This window comes from Arthrobacter sp. P1_B11 (assembly GCF_056406715.1).
The window spans coordinates 1-18,636 of sequence record NZ_JBFTZQ010000008.1 but is presented as its reverse complement, the minus strand read 5'-3'; the positions used below and the strand labels follow the sequence as shown (position 1 = coordinate 18,636).

Genomic DNA, 18,636 nt, shown 5'->3' with positions numbered 1-18,636 from the left:
CAACGCTCAACTGTGTCCGCACCGTCACTTCCATGCGTGGGTCGCGCCGGGTGCCGGGCCGGTGGAGCCTCGGACCGTCAGGTGGGTGGGCATCACCGACCTGCTTCGTGTGCCGCCGCCGGCCAGCGGGTTCAGCTGGGCCAGCAGCATGGAGACGGCCACGCGGCCGGCTTGTTCAATCGGTGACGCCATGGTGGACAGCGGCGGATTGCAGAAGTCGGCGCCGAAGATGTCGTCGCAGCCCACAATGCTCATGTCCTCGGGAACACGGATGCCGCGTTCGCGGAGGCGCTGGAGCATGCCGATGGCGATGAGGTCGTTGAACGCGATGCACGCAGTCACTCCGCTGTGCACGGCGGCGTCCGCGGCAGCTGCGCCGGACTGCGTCTTGGGGGCGAACGGACCGAGCCTGCGGACTTCCACGCCGCGTTCCTCGGCTGCCTCGGACAATGCGGTCCAGCGCCGTTCGCTGGACTGGGACGTCGTGGGCCCGGCCATGTAGGCGACCCGGGTGTGGCCCAGCGAGATGAGGTGGTCGAGGGCCTGACTGGTGGCGGACGGGGTGTCAATGAGGACCGCAGGGACCCCGGGAACGTCGCGGTTCATGGTGACCATAGGCATCTTTGCGGCCGCAGCCAGCAGGGCTTCGTCACTGAGCCTGGATGCGGCAACAATGATGCCGTCCGCACTCTTGCGCAGTTGCTCCATGGTGCTGGCTTCCACCTCATCGGATTCCTCCGTGTCCACGAGCAGCTGGGTGTACCCGGCCGCCTTGAGCTGGAGCTGCGTGCCCCTGATGAGGTCGAAGTAGAACGGGTTGGTAATGTCCGGGACCAGGACTCCCACGGCACCTGTCCGGCCGGAGCTGAGCGCCTTCGCCTGGCTGTTGGGGATGTAGTGCAGTTGGGCCGCAGCCGCCTCGATCCGCAGGCGCGTCCTGATGTTGACGCGGTCAGGAGTCGAGAGGGCCCGGGAAACGGTGGAGGCCGCGACGCCGCAGAGCGCGGCAATGTCATGGATGGTGGGCGGACGGTCCACTGCTGCTGGTTGCGTCGTAGCCACGGCGCTCCTCTCTGAACGTGGTGGCCGGGCCGGAATGGCCGGGGGCGGACAGGCGGGCCTGTGACTGCCGCCACAGATCCCGTCAGCAAAGAATGCCACAGATTGTCAAAGCTTGGCAATCGGTTGTCATTGCCGGCCAAGCTGGCTAAACTGGCCTGGACACCGTTTGTGAACTGGGTCACCGCGCTGGAGCAGGAAGGCGAGCTTTCACCGCGGCGGCCGCTAAACCCAGGAGATCCGCGTGAGCAAATCAACAACCGCAGTCTGGCCGCTCTCAGGCTTTGGCGATGAAATAGATCCGGATCCCGCGGTGCAGGCCGCGGTATTGCTGGCCTTAGGTGCCAGCCACATTGAGGTGCGCAGCGCCTGGGGCACTAATGTCTCCGAGCTGGAACCGCAGCAGGTTGCCACCCTCAAGGAAATCCTCGATGAGAAGGGCCTCAAGGTCTCGGCCGTGGCCAGCCCCATCGGCAAGGTGGACGTCTCGCTGCCCGTCGAGCACGAAGTGCAGCGGCTCCGCCAGATCATCTCCGTGGCCAAGGGCCTGGATACCAAATACATCCGTATCTTCTCGTTCTACCGGGCCGAAGGCCAGAGCCAGGAAGACATCCGGGACGACGTCATCGCCCGCCTGGGTGCGCTGGCCGCGGAAGCCGCGGAGGCCGGCGTCGTGCTTCTGCATGAAAACGAGAAGGGAATCTACGGCGACACCCCCGAACGCGTCCTCGACATCATGAAAACCGTGGACTCCCCGTCGCTGCGCATCGCCTGGGACAACGCCAACTTCGTCCAGGTGGGCGTCAAGCCCTACACCGACGGCTACGCCATGCTGCGCCCCTACCTTGAGTATTTCCAGGTCAAGGATGCGCTGTCCACCAGCGGGGAAGTGGTGCCCTCCGGCGAGGGCGACGGCGAACTGGACGCCACCATTGCCGCCTTGAAGGCGGACGGCTTCACCGGCTTCGCCTCGCTGGAACCCCACCTGGCCAGCGCCCATGAGCTGGGCGGATTCTCGGGGCCGGTGGCCTTCGGCGTCGCGGCCCGCGCCTTTGCCGCGCTCGCCGCGAAAAATGGGGTTGAACTCTCTTGAGCACGACGACGGCGGTCATCGGCTGCGGCGACGTTTCCGCCGTGCATTTCGAAGCGGTTGCAAAGCTCGACGGCGCCACGCTGGTTGCGGTCTGCGATTCGGATCCGGGGCGGCTGGCTTCCGCGGTGGCCGCCTACGGCGTCCCCGGCTTCGCTGACCACCTCGCCCTTATTGAGGCCGTCCGGCCGGACGTGGTGCACATCTGCACCCCGCATGACCAGCACGCCTCGGTGGCTGCGGATTGCCTGGAGCGCGGCGTCAATGTCATCGTGGAGAAGCCGCTGGCCCACACGCTGGCGGAGGGACGGCGGCTGGTTGAAGCCGCCTCGGCAGCCAGGGCGAAAATCGCCGTGTGCTTCCAGAACCGGTACAACGCAACGTCGCAGGCCATGCACTCGCTGCTCTCTACGGGCGAGCTGGGGGCCGTGGTGGGAGCGTCGGCAACAGTGATGTGGCAGCGTTCCGCCGAGTACTACCAAAGCCGCCCGTGGCGGGGGACGTGGGCCGGCGGTGGCGGCGGGCTGATGATGAACCAGGCCATCCACACCGTGGACCTGCTCCAGTGGCTGGTTGGCGACGTCGTGACGGTCAGCGGCAACGCTTCCACGCGCTTCCTGGCCGGCACTATTGAGGTGGAAGACACCGCGGAATTCGTTGCGGAACATGCCAACGGTGCCCGGAGCGCCTTCTATGCCACCCTGGCCAATGCCTTCAACGCGCCCGTAACACTCGACGTCGTCACGGAAAAGGCCGTCCTGAGCCTGCGGGACGACCTCACGGTCACCTATGCGGACGGACGCGTAGACGTCACTCCGGAGCGCAAGAGCGACTCCGGCGGCCGCTCCTACTGGGGTGTGTCGCACGAGCTGCTGATCAACGACTTCTATGGCCGGCTGGACGAGGCGGAGACGTTCTGGATCAGCCCCGCGGAGGCCGAAAAGTCGCTGCGCATCATCAAGGATATTTACCGGCAGAGCTACCCGGCGCCTGCCCACAGGATGTCCTGAGCCGTCTGTTCGGCAACTGGTTGTGGCCGTTTGAGCAAAGTCAGGCCGCGGTATTTCAGCCCATTCGAGTCAAAATGGCAGTCGTTCTGACAATCGGTTGCCAAAACGGRCAACAATGCGTACGCTGAATCTCGCAAGGCCGGTGTGGTCCACGCCACACCGGCCTATTCCGTAAGCATCACGTTCCAAAGATCCAAGGAGCCAACAATGAAGTTAGGTCCCAAGGCGGCAGTCACCGCCCTAACAGTCAGCGCGGCGCTTGCCCTGACCGCGTGCGGCGGCACCGCAAACTCCGGCTCAGCCGCCGGCGCCGCCACTGCGCTGACGATCGGCACGATCCAGGACGTACGTTCCTGGGACCCGGCCCAGGCCCACGTGGGGCACGTCCTCCAGCCCTACCAGGCCGTGTATGACACCCTGATCCTCCGCGAACCGGACGGAAAGCTCAGCCCTATGCTGGCTACCGCCTGGAAGTACAACAGCAACAGCACCAAGCTCACTGTGGACCTGCGGACTGACGTCACCTTCAGCGACGGAGCCAAGTTCGACGCCGAAGCGGCCAAGGCGAACATGGACCACTTCAAGAAGGCCAACGGCCCGCAGATGGCCCAGCTCAATGCGGTCAAAGATGTGGCCGTGGTGGATGCCGACACCATCGACATCAACCTCACCACCCCGGACCCGGCCCTGGAATACTTCCTCAGCCAGGCTGCGGGCCTGATGGGCAGCCCCAAGGCACTTGGAAGCGAAGGCATCAAGACCGAACCGGTGGGCTCCGGCCCGTACGTGATGGACAAGGCGGCGTCGGTCAAGGACTCCCAGACCGTTTTCACTGCCCGCAAGGACTACTGGAACAAGGACCTACAGAAGTACTCCAAGCTGACCTTCAAGATCCTGCCGGACCTTACCGCCCGCACCAACGCCCTTGTCTCCGGCCAGGTCGATGCCACGATCCTGGATCCCAAGAACGGCAAGCAGGCGGAGGGCGCCAAGATGAAGCTGGCCGCCAACGAAGTGGACTGGCAGGGCCTGCTCCTCCTGGACCGCGACGGCACCAAGAACCCGGCGCTCGCGAACGTCAAGGTCCGCCAGGCCATTAACTACGCCTTCGACCGCAAGACGATCCTTGACCAGGTCATGCTGGGCCAGGGAACCCCGACGTCCCAGCCGTTCGGCAAGGCCAGCGGGGCCTGGACCGAAGAGCTCGAGAACTACTACAGCTACGACCCGGCCAAGGCAAAGCAGCTCCTCAAGGAAGCCGGCTTCGAAAGCGGCGTAACCCTGGAAATCCCTGGCGTTCCCGGTTTCGAAACGCAGATCTCCGTGGTCCAGCAGCAGTTGGCGGACGTGGGCATCACCCTCAAGGTTGGCGCCGCGCTGACCAATACCTTCACCTCTGACATTGCCGCGCAGAAGTTCACCAGCATGTACTTCTCGCTCTTCCAGGGCCAGCCCACGGTCGCCACCGACCAGATTGTTTCCACCAAAGCGCTCTACAACCCGTTCAAGAACGCGACGCCGGAGCTGGACGCCAAGATCGCGGCAGTGCGCAACGGAGGTGCCGATGCCGGCAAGCTGGCTCAGGAAGTCAACAAGTACGTCGTCGAACAGGCATGGTTCGCCCCGCTGTTCCGGGTCAACCAGATGTACTACCACAACTCCAAGGTGAACGTCACGCCGCAGATCCAGCAGGCCGTTCCGTCCATCTACAACTACTCACCGGCCAAGTAGGACACCATGATCAGGTTCATTGCGAAAAGGCTGGGAAGCGGGCTGGTGGTGCTGTTTGTGGTCTCCGCGCTCACCTTCTGCCTGCTCTATGTCTCCAGCGGAAGCATCGCCAGGAACATCCTGGGTGACCAGGCCACTGTTGAACAAGTGGCGATGAAGGAACACGAGCTGGGGCTGGACCAGCCCCTAATGACCCGTTATTTCTCCTGGCTGGGCGATGCCCTGACCGGAAACCTTGGTGCTTCGTGGTTCAGCTCGGAACCGGTGGCCAATTCCCTGGCCACCCGGATTCCGGTCACCATGACCATGGTTTTCACCGCAATGATCCTGATCGCCATCTGCGCCGCACTGATCGGTGTGGCCGCGGCCGTCAAGCGCGGCTGGGTGGACAGGGTGGTCCAGGTTGGCGCCATCATCGGGGACTCGATCCCCGGGTTCGTGATTGGCGTCATCCTGGTCACCATCCTGGCCATCCAGATGGGACTGTTCCCTGCCACCAGCACCATCTCCCCGGACTCCGGGGCCGAGGCGTGGGTCTATTCCATGTCCCTTCCCGTGATTGCCCTGTTGATCAACGGCGTCACGGGAGGCGCGCAGCAGATCCGCAGCGCGGTCATCAAACAGCTTGAGCGCGACTATGTCCGCACCCTGCGCAGCCGCGGCATCGGTGAGCGCGAGATCCTCTTCAAGCACGTACTGCGCAGTGCTGCACCGGCCGGCCTGACCGTGCTGAGCCTGCAGCTGATCGGCATGCTTGGCGGAGTGGTCATCATCGAGCAGATCTTTGCCCTTCCGGGCATGGGTCCGCTGGCGGTCGCCGCTACCGGCCAGTCGGATCTTCCCGTGGTGATGGGCGTCGTTATGTACACGGTGGTCGTCGTCATTGTGGTGAACCTGCTGGTGGACATTCTTAATGGCTGGCTCAACCCGAAAGTACGTGTGTCATGAGCGATTCCGTGGAAACCGCGGCAGCTGCCGCCCCTGCACCTGCCGCCCCCATGCCCTCCAATCACGCGGGGCAGAGCGGCACTGTGGTCCGCTCCACCGTGATCCGGCGCCTGTTCAAGAACCCCCTTGGCATCGCTGCCACGGTAATTCTGCTGGCGATCTCGTTTCTGGCCATCCTCGCGCCCGTTCTGGCGCCCTTTGACCAGAATCACGCAAACATCGCCAAAACCCTGGCCGCACCGGACTCCGTGAACATCCTCGGAACTGACAGTTCAGGCCGTGATGTCTGGAGCCGGCTGCTGTTCGGTGCGCAGCTGACGCTTCTTTCGGCGTTGCTGTGCGCCGGCGTCGCCATTGTCATCGGCCTGCCGGCCGGCCTGATCGCCGGCTACTATTCCGGAAAGTTCGAGGCGGTCTCCAACTGGGTGGTCAGCATTCTCATGAGCCTCCCCGGCCTGATCGTGCTGCTGACCATCCGGGCGGCCTTCGGCCCGTCGGTATGGATGTCCATGATCGCCTTCGGCGTCCTGATCAGTCCGTCCTACTTCCGGCTGACCCGCACAGCCGTCCAGTCGGTCCGGAACGAACTGTATGTTGACGCCGCACGCGTGTCCGGGCTCTCCGACCTCAGCATCATTGCCCGCCACATCTTCTCCGTGGTCCGGGCACCCATCATCATCCAGACCGCGGCGATTGCAGGTGTTGCCATCGCCATCCAATCCGGCCTGGAATTCCTGGGCTTGGGCGATCCCACCAAGGCCACCTGGGGCGTCATGCTCTCGGAAGGCTTCAAGAACGTCTACCTGAACCCGACCCTGCTGTTCTGGCCGGCGGTGGCCATGGCGCTGACCATCGGCGGGCTGGTCCTGCTGGGCAACGCCATCCGTGACGCCCTGGAGGATGGCGAAAAGATCAGGCACCGCAAGAAGAAGGCAACCCCGGTGATGGGCACGACGGCGGCACCAGCCACCGCGCGCCAGTCACGTAAGTCGGTGGCCGCCGTCGACGCCGGAACCGAGCACCACCTGGTAAAGGTGACCAACCTCGGCGTCGGCTACCCGCAGGCAGACGGCACCGTCAAGAAGGTGGTGGACGACGTTTCCTTCCACGTGGACCGCGGCGAGATCCTGGGCATTGTGGGTGAATCCGGTTCGGGCAAGTCCCAGACGGCGTTCTCCATCCTGGGTCTGCTTCCGGACAACGCCCGGCTCGTGGCCGGTTCCATCCAGTTCGACGGCAACTACACCGTGGCACCGGGCGAGGAACGCGTCGACCAGGCGCTGCTGTCCAAGCTGCGCGGCAGGAGGATCTCCTACATTCCGCAGGAGCCCATGAGCAACCTGGACCCCGCCTTCACCATCGGCTACCAGCTGGTGACGCCGATGGTGCGTGTCCTGGGAATCTCGAAGGCTGAGGCGACGGCGCGGGCGCTGAAGCTCCTGACCGACGTCGGAATCGTCAATCCGCACCGGACGTTTGGCGCCTACCCGCACGAGGTCTCCGGAGGCATGGCCCAGCGTGTGCTGATCGCGGGAGCCATCAGCTGCGAGCCGGACCTGGTGATCGCCGACGAGCCCACCACGGCCCTGGACGTCACGGTGCAGGCCGACGTCCTGGACCTCCTGCGCGAACTCCAGCAGCGACTGAACATCGGCGTCATCCTGGTGACCCACAACTTCGGTGTGGTGGCGGACCTCTGCGACCGCGTGGCCGTCATGCAGAACGGCCGGCTTGTGGAGGAAGGGTCCGTCCGCGACATCCTCCGCAACCCGAAAGAGCACTACACCCGGACCCTCCTGGCGTCGATGCTCGAAGGCAAAACACCCATGTCCATGCTTGTATCCAGCCAGAAGGAGCCGGTCGCATGAGCACCACGGAGAGCGCCCCGCTGCTGACGGTGGACAACCTGGTTGTGGAATATCCCAGCAAGAAGTTCCGGGCCAAGCCGTTCCGGGCCCTGACGGACATCAGTATTTCCATCGGCCAGGGCGAAACCCTGGGTCTGGTGGGGGAGTCCGGTTCCGGAAAAACCACCCTGGGCCGGGCAGTCCTGGGCCTTGCCCCGGTGACGGGCGGAAAGATCATCTTCGAAGGCAAAGACATCAGCCACGCCACGCGCAAGCAACGGCGCACGCTCAGCCGCGACCTCCAGGTGGTCTTCCAGGATCCATACACCTCGCTGAACCCGGCCCTGGAGATCGGCGCCATCCTCGCCGAGCCCCTCGGGGTACAGGGCATGGAGTCCGTAGCGGCCAGGAAGCGCGTCAAGGAATTACTCGACCAGGTGCGCTTGCCCTCGGACGCCATCCACCGGCTGCCGCGTGAGTTCAGCGGCGGCCAGCGCCAGCGGGTCGCGATCGCCCGAGCCCTGGCACTCTCGCCGAAGCTGATTGTCTGCGACGAACCCGTCAGTGCCCTGGACCTGTCCACCCAGGCGCGGGTGCTCGACCTGTTCCTGCAGATCCAGAAGGACACCGGCGTTTCCTACCTGTTCGTCTCCCACGACCTCGACGTGGTCCGGCACATCAGCCACCGCGTCGCCGTGATGTACCACGGGGAGATCGTCGAACAGGGCCCCGCCGGCGTCGTCACCACCGACCCCGACCACCCCTACACCCAGCGGCTGCTGCTGGCGTCTCCGGTCCCCGATCCGGACCGGCAGGAACAGCGCCGGGCGGACCGGCACCGGCTGCTGGAAAACCAGCAGCATCAAATTGAACAGGCCGGCGCCGTCGCCTAACGGCGTTCGCCTAACGGCGTTCGCCTAACGGCGTTCGTCTAACACCGGGCGGCGGCATCGGGTGACAGCACGAAACCGGCAAAATGGCCCTTAGGGGCCCGGAACACCACGGAGGAAACAGTGGCCAAAATTGGCGTACAAGCGATGATGTTGAAAGACAGCTTCACCGAACTCGGCGCGTTTGAAACGCTCCGCAAGGTCAGCGCGATCGGCTACAACGCCGTCGAGATCTCCCAGATTCCCATGACTCCGGAAAACGTCGCTGAACTGGAGCGTTCCCGCAGCGAACTGGGCATGGATATTGCAGCCTTGTCCGTGGCCATGGAGACACCCCAAGGCCGTCCCGGTGACTCGCTCAGGGACGAGTTCGACAAGATCGTGGATGACGCCAAGCGCCTCGACTCCACGCTTCTCCGGATCGGCATGCTGCCGTTCCCCGCCATGAAATCGATTGGCGCAGTCATTGACTTCGCCAAGCAGGCGAACGAATACGCCGAACGCCTGCGGGAACAGGGCCTCGGCCTGTATTACCACAACCACCACATCGAGTTCGCGAAGTTCGACGGCAAGTACATGCTGGACATCATCGCCGAGAACTCCCCCGCCATGGGCATGGAAATCGATGTTCACTGGGTACAGCGCGGCGGCCTCGACCCTGTCCGCACCCTGGAAAAGTACGCGGGCCGTACGGCCATGGTGCACCTGAAGGACTACCGGATCGGCGAATTGCCCGAGTCCTCCTTCGGGCTGCTGGACTCCGGGGACTTTATGGGCTTCATGGCGGAGTTCAAGAACGTGGTGCAGTTCGCCGAAGTGGGCGAAGGCAACCTGGACTTCCCCGCCATCATTCCGGCCGCGCAGGCTGCCGGCGCCCAGTACATGCTCGTGGAGCAGGACGAACTCTACGGCCGCACTGTGTGGGATGCCCTGCAGACCTCCTACGACAACCTGGTGGCCATGGGCCACGCGGGCCTCTTCTAACCACTGATCCCGATCATCCGGTTTCGACAAGCTCAACCAACGAAAAGGAAATTATCTGTGAGCACCAAAGTACGCCTGGGCATCATCGGCCTGGGCCAGCAGGGCGGCGCCTACGCCAGGTTCATCACCGACGGGCTGGTCCCGAACATGGAGATCGGCGCCATCTGCGACACCGACCCCGCCAAGAAGGAACTGGCCTCGGCCACGTACCCGGAGGTTGCCTTCTACGACGACTACATCGCCATGCTGGAAAGCGGCGACGTGGATGCCGTGGTCACCTGCGTGCCGCACTTCCTGCATCCGGAAATGGGCATCGAAACGCTCAAGCGCAACATCCACGCGCTCGTGGAGAAGCCCGCCGGCGTGTACACGAAGCAGGTTAGGGAGCTCAACGAGTTTGCCGCCGGCAAGCCTGAGCTCTCCTTCGCCATCATGTTCAACCAGCGCAACAACCCGCTGTACCAGAAGCTCAAGGAGATCGTCGGCAACGGCGAGATCGGCAGCATCCGCCGCACCAACTGGATCATCACCAACTGGTGGCGCCCGCAGGGCTACTACAACTCCAGTGAATGGCGCGCCACGTGGGGCGGCGAAGGCGGCGGCGTGCTGGTCAACCAGGCACCGCACCAGCTGGACCTGTGGCAGTGGATCTGCGGCGTGCCCAAGTCCGTCTACTCCAAGGTTGCCTACGGCTTCCGCCGCGACATCGCAGTGGAGGACGAAGTCACTGCGGTCGTGGACTATGGCAACGGCGCCACGGGCGTCTTCGTGACGGCCACGCACGACCTCGTGGGGACCGACCGCTTCGAGATCCTGGGCGACCAGGGCAAGATCGTCGTCGAAAACTCCAAAACCGCCACGGTGACGCGCCTGAAGAAGCCCGAGCGTGAACTCAGCGACGGCATGGACATGGATGATGTCCGCAAACTCTTCATGGGCGAGCTGAATCCCGAGGAGTACTACACCACAGAGGTCATCGAGTTCGAGTCCGCCTGGGGCGCGCAGCACTCCGGCGTCCTGGAGAACTTCGCGGCCAACATTTTGGACGGAACCCCACTGCTGGCCCCGGGATCGGACGGCATCAAGGGCGTCCGCTTGGCCAACGCCATCCACCTCTCCAGCTGGACCGGCACGGAGGTGGGGCTGGACTTCGACGAGGACGAGTTCCTCGCCGAGCTGAACAAGCGCATCGCGGACGAGGGCAAGTTCCCCGAGCGCTCCTAGTCCCTTCCAGCAACCCGCAACCCCAGCCCGGCAACCGCTGGCCAACCCTCGCCCAACTAACTGGCAGTTGTGGCCGTTTGAGCGCTCAAAACGGCCACAACTGCGACCTGGTCGGGTTGTTTCCTCGTTAGGATGGGGCGGTGACTGAACCCAAGACGCCGGACGTTGCCGCACCAACAGGTCTGGTCAAGAAGAACGCCCGGGACGGAAAATCCAACGCCACCATCTACGACATTGCCAAGGTTGCCGGCGTCAATCCGTCCACGGTCTCCCGCGCGCTCAGCAAGCCCGGCCGCGTCAGCGCCAAGACGCAGAAACTCATCGAGGATGCCGCCGCCGAACTGAACTACCACGTCAACCCGTTCGCCCGGGCCCTCCCCACCGGCCGCACCAACACCTTCGGGCTGATCGTCGCGGACATCACCAACCCCACGTTCTTCGACATCATCCGCGGCGCAGAAACCACCGCGACTCTCCGCGACTACACCCTGGTACTTGCCGAGTCCGCCGAGTCCGCCGTCACCGAGCTGACGGCTGCCCGCCGGATGATGGCCACCGTGGACGGCCTCATCCTTGCCAGTCCGCGCATGGACGACGACGACATCCGGACCATCGCCCGCGACAAGCCCGTGGTGGTCATCAACCGCGAGGTCGACGGCGTGCCGTGCGTGGTTCCCGACGTGAACAAGGGCATCAGCGAGGCAGTCCGCAGCCTGGCGGCCAACGGGCACCACAAGGTTGCCTTCGTTGCCGGTCCTGCGCAGTCCTGGATGTCCGCCCGCCGCTGGGAAGGCGTGCAGGCCGCCTGCGAATGGTCCCGGCTCGACGCCGTGCGGCTGGAATCCACCAAACCCACGGTCGACGGCGGCCGGCAGGTGGCGCGCGACGTCCGCGCCAGCGGTGCCACGGCCGTGCTGACCTACAACGACCTCCTAGCCATCGGGCTCATGCAGGAACTCCAAGCCGCGGGGGTGGTGGTCCCGGACCAGATCAGCATCGTTGGGTTCGACGACATCTTCGGGGCGGATTTCACCACGCCTCCGCTCACCACCGTTCGCTCGCCGCTGGGGGAGTGCGGCTCGGGCGCTGCCACGCTGCTGCTGGACCTGCTGCACGGCGCAGGGGAGCCGACCGCCACCCTGCGCGTCGAAACAGAGCTTGTGCTGCGGGGCTCGAGCGGACGGCTCCTGCCCGCGGGCTGAGCAAGTCCGCGGCATTTCCGGATATCCGCGCCGGTCTCGGACAACCGCGGCCCGGATCGCAGGTGCGACAGTTCGGAACCGTAGCGAACAGTAATCCGGGACACTCTGGCAATATTTGGCAACCGGTTGACAAATACCCGGGGAAGACCGGACCATTGAGCTATGTCACAGTCGATTGCCGCCAACCCAGACCGGCTCCTGCCCGCGGATCCCGGAACGCGCAGCATTGCGCGCGACCTCCTGCAGCGCGTCCAGGACCTCCCCATCATTTCCCCGCACGGGCACGTTGACGCCGCAGTCATCGAGCACAACACCCCTTTCCCGGACCCCGCAGCGCTGCTGGTCAGTCCGGACCACTACGTCACGCGGCTGATCCACGCCAGCGGCGTTCCCCTGGACCGGCTGAAGGGCTCGGCAGCGGGGGAACCGGACTCCCGTACCGTCTGGCACGAGTTCTGCAAGGCCTGGCCGCTGTTCGAGGGAACGGCCTCCGGCTACTGGCTCCGCACCCAGTTCAGCAGCGTCTTCGGCCTCCAGCACGAGATCAGCGCCGAGACCGCCGATGCCAGCTACGATGCGATATCTGCCAAGCTGCTCGAGCCGGGCTTCCGGCCCCGCCAGCTCTTCAAGGACTTCAACATCGAGGTGCTGGCCACCACTGACGATCCGCTGGACAGCCTGGCCAGCCACAAGGCGATCGCCGAGGACCCCACGTTCCACGGACGAGTCCTTCCCACCTTCCGCCCCGACGCCTACCTGAACATCGCGCACCCCACCTGGTCCGCGAACGCGGACCGGCTCATCGCGGCAGCGGGCGACGGCGCCACCGGCTATGCCGGCTACGTCACGGCTCTGGAAAACCGGCGTCGTTACTTCGTGGAACACGGCGCAGTCTCCGCGGACCACGGCGTCCGCACTCCCGTGACGCTCAAGCTCGACGCCGGCGATGCGGCCAAGCTGTTCGACCGCGCCCGCTCGGGCCAGGCCACGGCGCAGGACCGCGACGACTTCGAAGCCCACATGATGTACCAGATGGCGCGGATGTCCGTGGAGGACGGCCTGGTCATGACCATCCACCCGGGGTCCTACCGCAACCACCACGAGCCCACGTTCAACACCTACGGTGCAGACACAGGCCACGACATTCCCGTCGCCACCAACTACACCGAGGCAATCCGCCCGCTGCTGCAGGACTTCGGCACCGCCAAGGACTTCCACCTGGTGCTCTTCACCCTGGACGAGACCGTGTTCTCCCGCGAACTCGCGCCGCTGGCAGGCTTCTACCCGTCCGTCTACCTCGGTGCCCCGTGGTGGTTCCTGGACGCACCGGACGCCATGCTGCGCTTCCGTTCCGCCGTCACGGAGACGGCCGGGTTCTCCCGCTCGTCCGGCTTCATCGACGACACCCGGGCCTTCTGCTCCATCCCCGCGCGCCACGATGCCTCCCGCCGGATCGAGGCCTCCTTCCTGGCCAGGCTGGTAGCGGAGCACCGCGTCGGCGAGGACCGCGCCCATGAACTGATCGTCGACATCGTCGACGGCTCGCCCCGAAGGGTCTTCAAGCTGTGAGCATCGAACTGAAATCCGCGCCGGAACCCGCCGTCGAGCTTCCCCAACTCAGCCGCAGCCTGAGGCCGTCTGCCAAGGCACCCGTGCGGATCGTCCATCTGGGACTGGGCGCCTTCCACCGCTCGCACCAGGCCTGGTACACCCACCTGTCGGCTGACGCCGCCGACTGGGGCATCGCAGCCTTCACCGGCCGACGCCCCGACGCAGCGCTGGCGCTGGCCGAACAGGACGGGCTGTTCACCCTGGTGGAACGCGCTGACGGCGGCGACTCCTTCACTGTGGTCAGCAGCATCGTGGAGGCCGTGGACGGCGCCGACGTGCAGCGGCTCGCGGAGCTGGTTGCCGCGCCCGCCACCGCCGTCGTCACCCTGACCATCACCGAAGCTGCCTACCGGCTCGGCGCCGACGGGCAACTCGACCGGACGGCGTCCGACGTCGTTGCCGACCTTGCGCTGATGGCGTCCGGCAGCGGAAATCCGACGACGCCGCTGGGCCGGCTGGTGCTGGCCCTCGCCGCCCGCCGGGCTGCTGCCGCCGGACCGCTCGCCGTGGTCTGCTGCGACAACCTTTCCAACAACGGCACCGTGGCGCACAACGCCGTGGTGGGCATGGCCGGGGCGTGGGACGCAGGCCTGGCCGGATGGATTGACGCCAACATCAGCTTCGTCAGCACCTCGGTGGACCGCATCACCCCGCGGACCACCGATGCGGACATTGCCGCCGTCCAGGCCGAGTGCGGTTACCGCGACAATTCACCCGTGGTGGCCGAGCCCTTCGCCAACTGGGTGCTCAGCGGGGATTTCCCCGCGGGACGCCCGCGCTGGGAAGACGCCGGTGCCGTGTTCGTGGCCGACATTGAACCGTACGAGAACCGCAAACTGTGGCTCCTGAACGGCGCGCACTCCTTGCTGGCCTACGCCGGGCAGCTTCGCGGCCACACCACAGTGGCCCAGGCTTTGGCGGACCCGCTCTGCCTGCAGGCCGTTGAAAAGTTCTGGGACGAGGCGGAAGCGAACCTTTCCGGGCCGGACGGAAATCCTGCGGAACTGCAGATCCCGGCTTACCGCGCTGCGTTGCTGGCACGCTTCAGCAATGCCCGGATTGCCCACAACCTCGCGCAGATTGCGATGGACGGCAGCACCAAACTGCGGATGCGCGCCGTTCCGGTGCTGCGGGCCGAACGTGCAGCGGGGCGGTCCGGTGCGGCGGCGGCGCTCATGATCGCTGCGTGGATGGATTACAGCGCCGCCGCGGCAGCGTTCCAGGATCCGCTGGCTAGCGAGGCGGCCGAAGCCAACCGGCTCAGCGGCGCGGAGCGGATCCGTGCCCTGCTGGGCCTGGTGGATCCGGCCCTGGCCGGGGACCCCGCCGTCGTCGAGCTGATTGCAGACCTGTGCGGAACGTTCGGGGAGCTGGCTGTCTTCCCGTAGCGTCCTCCGTACGTGCACTGCTGCCCGGCTCCCGGATCACGGGGAGTCGGGCAGCAGTGTTTCATGAACTTTCAACAAAATGATGGCAACCGCTTGCCAAATGATTGCCAAGTGATTAGGATTACAACAAGAGCAAAAACCCGGCCGCGACCCCGGGCACCCGCAATCCTCCCCAGACCCACCCCGCAATGACGCGTAAGGACTTCGCCAAAATGCTCAAGCCCCAGGCAAACGAAACCCGTGAAATGGTCAACCTCGACGGCCTCTATCGCTTCCAGGTGGACTTCGACCGTGCCGGACACAGGCAGGAATGGTTCAAGGCTCCGCTGGAAACCTGCCTCGAAATGGGTGTTCCGGCCAGCTACAACGACGTCTTCCCGGACAAGGCCATCCGCGACCACGTGGGCTACGTCTGGTACCAGCGCGAAGTGCGCGTTCCCCGCGGCTGGGCCGGGGAGCGGGTCCACGTCCGCCTCGACTCCGCTACCCACGAAGGCATGGTCTGGGTGAACGACGTCCTGGTCGCCGAGCACACCGGCGGCTACATGCCGTTCAGCGCCGACATCACGGACCACGTCACCCCGGGCCAGGCTTTCCGGCTCACGATCTCCGTGAACAACGAACTCACCCAGGCCACCATCCCGCCGGGCAGCATCACCGTCACCGAGGACGGCCGCCGGCAGCAGAGCTACCTCCATGACTTCTACAACTACGCCGGGCTCCACCGCAGCGTCTGGCTCTACAGCACGCCCGCCGTCACGGTGGACGACGTCACGGCAGTGACCGGCTTCGACGGCGCCACCGGCACCGTTGACTACACCATCGCGACGGCGGGCGGCTCCGGCAGCGAAATGGTGACTGTTTCCCTCAAGGATGCAGACGGCGTCGAGGTGTCCCGCGCGGAAGGCGCCGAGGGCGCCCTGGTGATCAACGACGTCGTGCTCTGGAAGCCCGGCGCGGCATACCTATACAACCTGACCGCTGAAATCCACGACGGCGGCCGGCTGCTGGACAGCTACACGCTGCCCGTGGGCGTGCGGACAGTCGAAGCACGCGGCAAGGAATTCCTCATCAACGGGGAGCCCTTCTACTTCACGGGCTTCGGCATGCACGAGGACCATGTCGCCATCGGCAAGGGCCACAGCAACGCCCAGATGGTCAACGACTTCCGGCTCCTGGACTGGGTGGGCGCCAACTCCTTCCGCACCTCGCACTACCCGTACGCCGAGGAAGTCATGGAGTTCGCTGACCGCCACGGCATCGTGGTGATCGACGAAACCGCTGCCGTGGGCCTGCACCTTGGCTTCGGCGCCGTGTTCGGCGGCATAGCGAAAAAGACGTACGTCGACGGCGGCGTGGACGCCAATACCGCCGCGAACCACCGCCAGGCCATTACGGAACTCGTGGCCCGCGACAAGAACCACCCGTCTGTAGTGATCTGGTCCATCGCCAACGAACCCAACGGTTCGGAGGAAGGCGCCCGCGAATACTTCCAGCCGCTGGCCGAACTGACCCGTCAGCTGGACCCCACCCGCCCCGTGGGCTACGTCAACGTCATGTTCGACACCCCGGACAAGGAACTGCTGGGTGACCTCTTCGACGTCATCATGCTCAACCGCTACTACGGCTGGTACCTGAACAACGGGGACCTGGAAACAGCGGAACAGGTCCTGGAGAAGGAACTTCGGGAATGGGAAGCCAAGTACGGCAAGCCAATGATCATGACCGAGTACGGGCCGGACACCATGCCCGGCTTCCACTCCATCTATGAGCAGCCCTGGAGCGAGGAATACCAGGCAGCCTTCCTGGCCATGTACCACCGCGTCTTCGACCGGGTAGAAGCCATGGTGGGCGAGCAGGTGTGGAACTTCGCAGACTTCCAAACGTCCAACGGCATCATGCGGGTGGACGGCAACAAGAAGGGCGTCTTCACCCGCGACCGCCGGCCCAAACCCGCCGCATTCGCCCTGCGCCAGCGCTGGACCGCGCTCGCCGGAGTCAAGAACGGCAGCGACAAAACCATCGCGGGCACCACCACCCCCTAACGTTTTCATCATTTTTCGCCGGCCCCGCGGGGACGGCACCGGGTAAAGGAGCCCAATCATGAAAAAACTGAGCAAACTGAACATCATCGGCTATGGCGCCGGCGACGCCGCCAACAACCTGGCCTTCACCACGGCCACTATGTTCCTCCTCGTCTACTACACAGACGTTGCGGGCATTTCCGCCGCCGCGGCCGGCACCCTGCTGCTGGCCGTCAGGATTTTCGACGCGTTCGCCGATGTCCTTGCCGGCCGCATGGTGGACCGTAGCTTCAGCAAGCGCTTCGGGAAGTTCCGTCCATTCATCATGTTCGGCTCCATCCCGCTGCTGCTCCTAAGCGTTGCAACCTTCTCCGTCCCCCAGCTGGGCGAGTCCGGCACCCTGCTCTACGCCTACGTCACTTACGCAGCCCTTGGCCTGGCCTACAGCCTGGTCAACATCCCCTACGGCTCCCTGGCCGGCGCCATGACGCAGGACCCGGGGGAGCGCGCCAAGCTGGGATCGGCACGCATGGTTGGCGGCCTGCTGGTGGGTTCGGCCCTCGGTATCTTCGTGGCACCGCTCATCAAGCCCGGCGCTGACCTGCAGGCAACCTTCACCACCATCACGATGGTATTCGTCGTGATCGGCGCGGCCCTGTACTTCTTCACAGTCCTCACCGCAAAGGAACGCGTCCACCGCGCGGTCCCGAACGTGTCCCTCAAGCAGAGCATGGAAACCCTGAAGGGCAACAAGCCCCTCCTGATGCTGTGCATCAGCTCCTTCTTCTTCCTCTCCGGCTACCTCGCACTGACCTCCGTGCAGCTGTACTACCTGCGCGACGTCCTCGGCCGCCTCGACCTGTATCCGGTCCTGTCCATCATTCAGCTGGTCGTCACGTTCGTGCTGGCAGGTTTCATGCCCAAGCTGGTCCGCAGCATCGGCAAGAAGCGCGTGTACATCTACTCGTCGCTGCTCACCGTCATCGGTGGCGCCATCATCTTCTTCACCCCTGCCAGCCAGGTCTGGATCGGCTTCACCGGCCTGGTGATCAGCCTCGTGGGCGTCCTCGCCGTCAACATCGTGGTGTGGGCCCTGGAAGCCGACACTGTGGAGTACGGCGAATGGAAGACCGGTGTCCGGACCGAGGGCATCACTTACGCGCTGTTCTCCTTTACCCGGAAGACCGGTCAGGCTGTGGGCGGCGCGCTCGCCGCCTACGCACTGGCCTTGGGCGGCTACAAGTCCGGCGGTGCACAGACCGCCGAGGCCACCTTCGGAATCCAGCTCGCAGCCGGCGCCATCCCCGCAGTGCTGACCATCCTGGCCGTCCTGGTCATGTCCAAGTACAACCTCACTGACGCCATGCACGCCGAGATTCTCACCGAGATCCGGGCACGCCGCACCAGTGAACAAGGCGGAGCCGAAGGATCGGCCGCCGCATCCTCGGAAGCCGCCACCTCAAGGGCTGCCGCCAAACCGCTCGCGCCCAACTCCAACTAAATTCCAGAACCAGCCTCGACCCAGCCCCCCGCTCGAAAGGACCTGTTGTGAAAATCATTGCCGCGGAAGTCTTTGTGACAAGCCCCTCCCGTAACTTCGTGACCCTGCGGATCACCACCGAGGACGG

Annotated in this window: 14 protein-coding genes; 13 read left to right on the top strand and 1 reads right to left on the bottom strand. The window is 64.9% G+C overall.

Going from position 1 to position 18,636, the window contains the following annotated elements:
* Positions 1-24: 24 nt before the first annotated feature.
* Entirely contained in the window at positions 25-1,062 is a 1,038-nt protein-coding gene (locus tag AC1D14_RS08600; RefSeq protein WP_230119323.1) for a LacI family DNA-binding transcriptional regulator, read from the bottom strand.
* A gap of 241 nt (positions 1,063-1,303) precedes the next feature.
* Here AC1D14_RS08600 and AC1D14_RS08595 point away from each other — a divergent pair, with 241 nt between their 5' ends.
* The 13 genes from AC1D14_RS08595 to uidB all read left to right on the top strand — a co-directional run bounded on the left by AC1D14_RS08595 (position 1,304) and on the right by uidB (position 18,509).
* Entirely contained in the window at positions 1,304-2,152 is an 849-nt protein-coding gene (locus AC1D14_RS08595; protein ID WP_230119324.1) for a sugar phosphate isomerase/epimerase family protein, read from the top strand.
* A complete protein-coding gene (locus tag AC1D14_RS08590; protein ID WP_476968302.1) occupies positions 2,149-3,159 on the top strand; it encodes a Gfo/Idh/MocA family protein in 1,011 nt (336 codons plus the stop codon). Before AC1D14_RS08595 ends, AC1D14_RS08590 begins: the two co-directional genes overlap by 4 nt.
* 207 nt (positions 3,160-3,366) lie before the next feature.
* Positions 3,367-4,890, top strand: a complete 1,524-nt coding sequence (locus tag AC1D14_RS08585; RefSeq protein ID WP_476968301.1) for an ABC transporter substrate-binding protein — start codon at positions 3,367-3,369, stop codon at positions 4,888-4,890.
* A gap of 6 nt (positions 4,891-4,896) precedes the next feature.
* On the top strand, positions 4,897-5,838 hold the full coding sequence (locus tag AC1D14_RS08580; RefSeq protein ID WP_476968300.1) for an ABC transporter permease: 942 nt from the start codon (positions 4,897-4,899) through the stop codon (positions 5,836-5,838).
* Positions 5,835-7,706, top strand: a complete 1,872-nt coding sequence (locus AC1D14_RS08575; protein WP_476968299.1) for a dipeptide/oligopeptide/nickel ABC transporter permease/ATP-binding protein — start codon at positions 5,835-5,837, stop codon at positions 7,704-7,706. Before AC1D14_RS08580 ends, AC1D14_RS08575 begins: the two co-directional genes overlap by 4 nt.
* Positions 7,703-8,578 carry an ATP-binding cassette domain-containing protein gene (locus AC1D14_RS08570; protein WP_476968298.1) on the top strand — a complete coding sequence of 292 codons (876 nt, stop codon included), beginning with the start codon at positions 7,703-7,705 and terminating at the stop codon, positions 8,576-8,578. The genes AC1D14_RS08575 and AC1D14_RS08570 overlap by 4 nt, the downstream gene beginning before the upstream one ends.
* Positions 8,579-8,722: 144 nt before the next feature.
* Complete coding sequence (locus AC1D14_RS08565) at positions 8,723-9,559, top strand: sugar phosphate isomerase/epimerase family protein (RefSeq protein ID WP_476968297.1); 837 nt, start codon at positions 8,723-8,725, stop codon at positions 9,557-9,559.
* 57 nt (positions 9,560-9,616) lie between these two features.
* The gene (locus AC1D14_RS08560) at positions 9,617-10,783 is read left to right on the top strand and encodes a Gfo/Idh/MocA family protein (protein ID WP_230119331.1); all 1,167 of its coding nucleotides are present in this window, start codon (positions 9,617-9,619) and stop codon (positions 10,781-10,783) included.
* Positions 10,784-10,923: 140 nt separating this feature from the next.
* Positions 10,924-11,985 (top strand): LacI family DNA-binding transcriptional regulator, encoded by a 1,062-nt coding sequence (locus AC1D14_RS08555; RefSeq protein ID WP_230119332.1) that lies wholly within the window; start codon positions 10,924-10,926, stop codon positions 11,983-11,985.
* Between the two features lie 162 nt (positions 11,986-12,147).
* Positions 12,148-13,554 (top strand): glucuronate isomerase, encoded by a 1,407-nt coding sequence (uxaC, locus tag AC1D14_RS08550; RefSeq protein ID WP_230119333.1) that lies wholly within the window; start codon positions 12,148-12,150, stop codon positions 13,552-13,554.
* Positions 13,551-14,984 carry a mannitol dehydrogenase family protein gene (locus AC1D14_RS08545; RefSeq protein ID WP_476968296.1) on the top strand — a complete coding sequence of 478 codons (1,434 nt, stop codon included), beginning with the start codon at positions 13,551-13,553 and terminating at the stop codon, positions 14,982-14,984. Before uxaC ends, AC1D14_RS08545 begins: the two co-directional genes overlap by 4 nt.
* A gap of 212 nt (positions 14,985-15,196) precedes the next feature.
* On the top strand, positions 15,197-17,029 hold the full coding sequence (gene uidA, locus AC1D14_RS08540) for a beta-glucuronidase (RefSeq protein WP_476968295.1): 1,833 nt from the start codon (positions 15,197-15,199) through the stop codon (positions 17,027-17,029).
* Between the two features lie 58 nt (positions 17,030-17,087).
* On the top strand, positions 17,088-18,509 hold the full coding sequence (gene uidB, locus AC1D14_RS08535) for a glucuronide transporter (RefSeq protein ID WP_476968294.1): 1,422 nt from the start codon (positions 17,088-17,090) through the stop codon (positions 18,507-18,509).
* Positions 18,510-18,636 lie beyond the last annotated feature (127 nt).